Genomic DNA, 3662 nt, shown 5'->3' on the forward strand with positions numbered 1-3662 from the left:
GGCCGGTGCCGGGCACGGCGCTCGGGCGGCCGTGCGGTCCGCTGCCGGACGGGGTCCGCGAACCGCCGCCGGACGGAGTGCGCGAACCGCCGCGCGGCAGGCCGCCGGACGGGTCGCGGGAGCCGCGGGCCACGGCGCCGGACAGGTCGCGGGAATGGTCGCGCAGGTGGTCCTCCGACGCCAGCGGCCAGGGGGCGGCTCGGCTGTCGGTGGTCAGCGGCAGGATCGGCTGCGGTCCCGGCCGTGCGCCGGTGGCGGGGTGCGGCCCCGGCGGGTCGCCGAACAGGGCCGCGGCGTCCAGGCGCTCGTCGGTGCCGGCGGCCTCCAGCCGCCTCGCCAGACCGGAGCGGCCCGCGCCCTCCCCGGCCTCGCCCGCCGCCGGAACCCCGGACCCGGCGGGACCGGCGGGACCGGCGGGGCCGTGGGGACCCGCGGCGGGCGGCCGGAGCGGTCCCGAGGCCGCACCGAAGGCGTCGAAGGCGTCGAAGCCGCCGGCCGGGGCCGGCGACGGGAGCTGGTCGGTGCGGTGCGCCCCGGACGGGCTCGACAGCGGGTCGTATCCCGCCGCGTACGGCCCCGCGGCGTCACCCAGGCCCGGGTCGTACGGCACGCGCACCGGCCCCGACGGCGTCTCGACGATCCGCGACGGCATCGGCCCGGACGGCGGGTCGAGCGGCGGCAGCAGCCCGGCCGGCGTCGGGTCGGCCGGCGTGGGCAGGGGCGAGGGTGTCTCCGGGTTGCGCGGCCGGGTGGAGCCGTGGGCCAGCAGGATGCGTTCGAGCACGTCGCCGACCTGCGCCGCGGTGAGGCGTTCGGCCGGGTCCTTGCGCAGCAGCCCCTCGATGACGGGCAGCAGCGCACCCGCGCGCTGCGGCCGGATCGGGTCCTGCGTCAGCACCGCGCCGAGCACCGCGATCGCGTCCGGCCCCTCGTACGGGGGACGCCCCTCGACGGCCGCGTACAGCGTCGCGCCGAACGACCACAGGTCGGCGGCGGCCGTGATGGGCTGCCCCGACAGCCGCTCCGGCGGCAGATACGCGGGCGAGCCCATGAGCAGCCCGGTCTGGGTGATCGTGACGTCGCCCTCGATGGCGGCGATGCCGAAGTCGGTGAGCACCACCCGGTCGGCGGTGAGCAGCACGTTGCCCGGCTTGACGTCGCGGTGCAGGATCCCGGCGGCGTGGGCGTGACGCAGCGCGTCGAGCACCCGGATGCCGATCTCGGCCGCCTGCACCACCGGCAGCGGGCCGCTCTGCCGTACGGCCTGCTCCAGCGACCAGGCGCGGAACAGCTCCATGACGATCCAGGGCCGGCCGCCCTCCTCCACCACGTCGTGGACGGTCACGATGCCGGGGTGCGTCAGCCGCGCGGCCGAGCGGGCCTCGCGCAGCATCCGCCGGTGCGCCACCTGCGTGCCCGCGTTGTCCAGCCCGAACGGCAGGATCAGCTCCTTGACCGCCACGTCCCGGTCGAGCAGGACGTCGTGGGCCTGCCACACCATCCCCATGCCGCCCCGGCCCACCGGCGACATCAGCCTGTAGCGCCGGCCGATCAAGCGACCCTGACTCCGCGACACGTCCCCCTGTGTGCCGGGCCCGCCGAGCAACCGGTCGGCTGCCATCTCCGCCCCCATCTTCCGCCCCATCGGTCACATTCGTCGCGCCGCGATTCCAGGTTATGAGGTTCGACACGATATAGGGACGTGATTCCGGAACGGAAGCAGCCATGAAGTGCTGACAAATGGCATTACATGCGGAAATATCACTGATCAAATGGATCAAGTGCTGAATCTGCGAGGGCGAGCAACGCGCTCGTGAACGCCTCCGCCGGCGGGCTGACCAGCCCCGCGCCGACCTGTCCGGTGCCCGCCACCCGCCCGGCGATGCCGGTGTTGACGACCGGCAGCAGCCCGGTCCGCGCCACCAGCGTCACGTCGATCCCGACCGGCGTCCCCCGGAAGCCGAGCGCCGGGATCTGGTACGCGGGGTGCTCGGCCAGCGTGATCTCGTACATGCCCCGGGTGGCCGCCACCGCGTCCGCCACCTCGCCGCCCACGAACCGCACGATGGCCGGGGCCGCCGCCATCGCGAACCCGCCCAGGCCCGACGTCTCCGTGATCGTGGAGTCGCCGATGTCGGGGTTCGCGTCCGCCGGTCCGTACGCGCCGAGGTAGAGGCCGTCGGGCACCCCCGCCGGGCCCGTGAACCACCGGTCGCCCAGTCCCGACACCTGCACCCCGAAGTCGGTGCCGTTGCGGGCCATCGCCACGACCAGCGACGACCCCGGCACGTCGCGGGCCGCGTCCGTGGCGACCTTGGCGGCGGCCATGGCGGCGTTCAGGAAGAAGTGGTCGTTGCCCCCGACGAACCGCAGCACCTCGGCGGCGTGCCCCGGCGCCGCGTCCACCACGAACGGCGCCAGCTCCCGCAGCAGCAGCGACGTGGCCGCGCGGTTGCGGTTGTGCAGCTCGTCGCCCATCTGCAGCGCCTGCCCGATCAGCGCACGCAGATCGACGGGCCCGGCCAGCTCGACCGCCGCCGACAGGACCGGCCCCAGCACGTGGTCCATCCAGCCGAGCCGGTCGAGCACCTCCGGGCCGTACGCGCCGTAGCGCAGCACCCGGCCGAGCCCCTCGTTCAGGGAGCAGTACGCGACGCCGCCGTGGACGTCGTCCCGCACCTCGAACATCCACATCGACGGGCTCACCACGCCGGCCATCGGCCCGACGGTCCGGTGGCGGTGGCAGGGCTCCAGCCGTACCTTGCCCGACTCCAGCCGGGCGCGGGCGTCGTGCTCGTCGTGGGCGTACCCCTCCAGCAGCATCGCGCCGATCAGGGCGCCGCGCATCGGGCCGGACGCCCGCTCCCAGTCCAGGGGCGGTCCCGCGTGCAGGAACATCGGCTGCGGCAGGTCCAGCACCTCCGAGGCGCGCCGCACGCTCACCAGCAGCGGCCGGGCCGAGGTCAGCCGGGAGACGGCGCGCTCGTTGGCGGCGGGCCGGCGCGGGTCGGCGAGCACCCGCGCCAGCGCGCCGGCGGTGCCGGGCAGCGGGGGCCGCCAGTCCACGGGCGTGGTGGTCACGGCCTGCGCGTCCAGGGCCTCGCGCAGCAGGCTCGCGCCGGCCGTGATCACGTGGGGCGGGCCGGAGAGCAGCGTCATCGGAGGTCCCTCGCGTACCGTGCGGCCTGGGCGTTGGAGACGAACACGGACGCGCCCGCGTCGCGGAACGCGGCCGCCTGCCGGTGCAGGTTCTGCGGGTCGCCCTCCGTGCCGACGAGCGCGACGACGACGGCGGAGGCGGGGCAGCGGGCGACGGCCGGCGCCAGCGACGCGGCCGGGTCGGGGTCCGAGCCGTGGCCGAGGACGACGTCCAGGAGCGCCACGTCGCCCGGGCGCACGCGGGCGAGCGCCTCCAGCCGCAGCGCCGGGTCGATCATGGGGTGGGGGCGGCCCCGGGTGTAGGCGTCGTCACCGAAGTCGGTGAACTCCCCCCGGCCCGCGCTCGGACCGTCCTGCGGCCCTCCGTCCCGGGGTGGGCCGCCCGCGATGGCGGCGGCCTCCGCGCAGAGGGTGCCGCCCGCGTACAGTCCCCTGACCACACGTGAGCCGGGAGCCGGGCGGGCGGGCGCGGGCCACGACGGCCAGGCTGGCACGGGCCTGCC

The 3662-nt window shown here is 76.3% G+C and carries 2 protein-coding genes and 1 pseudogene; all 3 read right to left on the reverse strand.

What is annotated here, in order from left to right; genetic code table 11:
* A partial coding sequence (locus ABZS51_RS42410; RefSeq protein WP_355453942.1) for a protein kinase occupies window positions 1–1555 on the reverse strand: 1555 nt, incomplete at its 3' end.
* A gap of 206 nt (window positions 1556–1761) precedes the next feature.
* Window positions 1762–3159 carry a DUF1116 domain-containing protein gene (locus ABZS51_RS42415; RefSeq protein WP_355453945.1) on the reverse strand — a complete coding sequence of 466 codons (1398 nt, stop codon included), beginning with the start codon at window positions 3157–3159 and terminating at the stop codon, window positions 1762–1764.
* Window positions 3156–3662, reverse strand: a pseudogene (locus tag ABZS51_RS42420) (FdrA family protein); the annotation flags it as partial. The pseudogene ABZS51_RS42420 and the gene ABZS51_RS42415, both read right to left, overlap by 4 nt.

This window comes from Nonomuraea sp. NPDC005501 (assembly GCF_040605905.1).
Classification (GTDB): Bacteria; Actinomycetota; Actinomycetes; order Streptosporangiales; family Streptosporangiaceae; genus Nonomuraea.